This is a genomic window from Sphingobium indicum BiD32 (genome assembly GCF_000382885.1).
GTDB classification, from domain to species: Bacteria; Pseudomonadota; Alphaproteobacteria; order Sphingomonadales; family Sphingomonadaceae; genus Sphingobium; species Sphingobium japonicum_C.
This window is the reverse complement of record NZ_CAVK010000186.1, coordinates 1-2,317: the sequence shown is the minus strand read 5'-3', so window position 1 is coordinate 2,317 and position 2,317 is coordinate 1. Positions and strand designations below refer to the sequence as shown.

Annotated in this window: 4 protein-coding genes; 1 reads left to right on the top strand and 3 read right to left on the bottom strand. The window is 60.1% G+C overall.

The genetic code is table 11. From position 1 onward, the window contains the following. Positions 1-82: 82 nt before the first annotated feature. Positions 83-670: an imidazoleglycerol-phosphate dehydratase HisB gene (gene hisB, locus EBBID32_RS17910; protein WP_037491646.1), complete on the bottom strand. Its 588-nt coding sequence runs from the start codon at positions 668-670 to the stop codon at positions 83-85. A 98-nt stretch (positions 671-768) separates the two neighbouring features. Between hisB and EBBID32_RS17905 the strand changes: the two genes are divergently transcribed. Continuing rightward, positions 769-1,245: an SspB family protein gene (locus tag EBBID32_RS17905; RefSeq protein WP_006962716.1), complete on the top strand. Its 477-nt coding sequence runs from the start codon at positions 769-771 to the stop codon at positions 1,243-1,245. Between the two features lie 30 nt (positions 1,246-1,275). Here EBBID32_RS17905 and EBBID32_RS17900 read toward each other — a convergent pair whose 3' ends face one another. After that, complete coding sequence (locus EBBID32_RS17900; protein WP_196805690.1) at positions 1,276-1,605, bottom strand: helix-turn-helix domain-containing protein; 330 nt, start codon at positions 1,603-1,605, stop codon at positions 1,276-1,278. Next, a complete protein-coding gene (locus EBBID32_RS17895) occupies positions 1,589-1,969 on the bottom strand; it encodes a type II toxin-antitoxin system RelE/ParE family toxin (protein ID WP_006962711.1) in 381 nt (126 codons plus the stop codon). The genes EBBID32_RS17900 and EBBID32_RS17895 overlap by 17 nt, the downstream gene beginning before the upstream one ends. Between the last annotated feature and the right edge of the window lie 348 nt (positions 1,970-2,317).

Below are 2,317 nucleotides of genomic sequence, written 5' to 3'. Positions count from 1 at the left end.
AGGGCAACACCCCTCCGTCTGGCTGCGCCAGCCACCTCCCCTATAAGGGGAGGATTAAAGGGGAAAAATGCGATAAGCGAATTCACAACATCCCCTTGGTCGACGGGATCGCGTCCGCCTTGCGCGGGTCGATCTCCACCGCCTGCCGCAGTGCGCGGGCCAGCCCCTTGAACGCGCTTTCGACGATATGGTGATTATTGCTGCCATAGAGAAATTCGATGTGCAGCGTGATGCCAGCGGCCTGCGCGAAACTGTGGAAGAAATGCTCCACCATTTCGGTATCCCACTCGCCCACCTTCTGCACCGTGAAGGGCAATTTGCACACCAGCCAGGGCCGCCCGGAAATGTCGAGCGCCACCCGCGTCAGCGTCTCGTCCATCGGCGAATAGACGCTGCCATAGCGGCTGATCCCCCGCTTGTCGCCCAGCGCCCTGGCCACCGCCTCGCCGATCGCGATCGCAGTATCCTCGGTCGTGTGATGCTGGTCGATATGCAGGTCGCCCACGGTCTTGACGGTCATGTCGATCAGCGAATGCCGCGACAATTGCTCGATCATATGATCCAGGAAACCGATGCCCGTCGACACCGTATAAAGACCCGTGCCGTCAAGGTTGACGGTTACGTCGATCTGGGTTTCCGCCGTGTTGCGGTGAATCTCGGCCGTGCGCATGCTGGCCCTATAGCGCGTGCCGCCCATCTTGCAATCTGGTCGTGCAATCTGAGGGGCGGGGGTTGACCCCCTGTTTCGCGTCGTTAGGACATTGGCGCATGAGCGATGACCTGCCCGACAGCCTGATTCCCTATGACGAAATCGTGCAGGAAGCCCTGCGCGCCGTCGTCGGCCGCGTGTTGGGAGAGGTGCAGGCCAGCGGCGGCCTGCCCGGCAGCCACCATTTCTACATCACCTTCAAGACCCAGGCACCCGGCGTCGACATCCCCAAGCGGCTGATCGAACGCTTCCCGGACGAAATGACCATCGTCCTCCAGAATAAATATTGGGACCTCAAAGTCAGCGACCATCATTTCGAGGTCAGCCTGACCTTCAATCAGGTCGCCGCCCACCTCTATATCCCCTTCGCCGCCATCACCGCGTTCGTCGACCCCGCCGTCAACTTCGCGCTCCAGTTTCAGGTCGCGGGCGATGCCCTGCCCGAACCCCATGACGAAGCCGAAAATGACGGCCCGCAGGTCGTGGCGGAGGATGGCTCCAACGTGGTCACCGTGGACTTCGGCAAGAAAAAGTAGGCGACTACTTCCCGCACCGCCGCCGGGCAATCACAGCAGCGCTTCAATGCCCTTGCGGCGAATGACGTTCAGCAGGGCAAGCGCCGGTCCCTTGGCCTGTTTGGTGCCTCGCTCCAGTTGTGAAACATAGCCGGTCGTCAGGTTCAGATATCTGGCCAGCGCTGCCTGACTCAAATGCGCCCGTTCGCGCACGCTGCGGATTTCCTCCGGCGTGATCGGTGTGGCCGTGGGCGGCGCATCCGGCCCCAGATGGCGAATGGTGATCTTGCGATAACCCTCCTCGCCCATCAGCCCGGCGTCACGCATGTCCTCTGCTGTTTCCAGCAGGGCCATGGTCAGTTTGCTAAGCGCTTTTACCATCATCCATTTCCTGTAGCTGGCCGTTGCGCACGGCGTCATCAAGGGCAGGGTCATCATGGGCCAGAAACGCGGCGGCAATGTCCCTCAAGGTCTGCAATTCATCATCGTCGATATTGTCGCGCTCGTTTTTCGCAAAGCCGTAAACGAAGAAAGCCCGGTCTGCCGTCCGATAGGCAACGATCATCCGAAACCCGCCTGATCGCCCCTGTCCGGGGCGTGCGACCCGCTGCTTGATCAGGCCACCACCCAGATCAGCGTCGATCAGTCCACGCTCCGCCCTGGCAATAGCCTCTTTCAGTCCCGCATCATCAATCCGCTCCCGCCGGACAAAGCGCGCCACCCATCTGGTCTTAAAAATCCGCATGGTGCCATCCTGTAGCGCTATGAACTATAGCATGGGGACGCATATTTGCAAACTATGGCGGACGCCTGCCATGCCGCTATCCCCATCCGCCGTCACCCCGGACTTGCTCCGGGGTTCTGTTTCCTTAGGGCCAGGTGGCGAACAGTTGCTGACAGACAGCTTTTGGGCGAAGCGGGACTTACGCAGACGTCTATCCAGGAGGAAACGGCGTGTCCCACGTAACCACAAATCAGCATCATGTTTGGCAATATCATCTCAAGGCGTGGGCTAATAAAAAAGATCAGGTCTGGTGCCTCCGGGAAGGCAAATCCGCCCCATTTCCTGCGCATACTAGGGCGTGGTGACGAT

Bases quoted from the DNA above. Each gene is read 5' to 3' on its own strand.
- EBBID32_RS17905 (WP_006962716.1), top strand. From the start codon at position 769: ATGAGCGATGACCTGCCCGACAGCCTGATTCCCTATGACGAAATCGTG.
- EBBID32_RS17895 (WP_006962711.1), bottom strand. From the start codon at position 1,969: ATGCGGATTTTTAAGACCAGATGGGTGGCGCGCTTTGTCCGGCGGGAG.
- hisB (WP_037491646.1), bottom strand. From the start codon at position 670: ATGCGCACGGCCGAGATTCACCGCAACACGGCGGAAACCCAGATCGAC.
- EBBID32_RS17900 (WP_196805690.1), bottom strand. From the start codon at position 1,605: ATGGTAAAAGCGCTTAGCAAACTGACCATGGCCCTGCTGGAAACAGCA.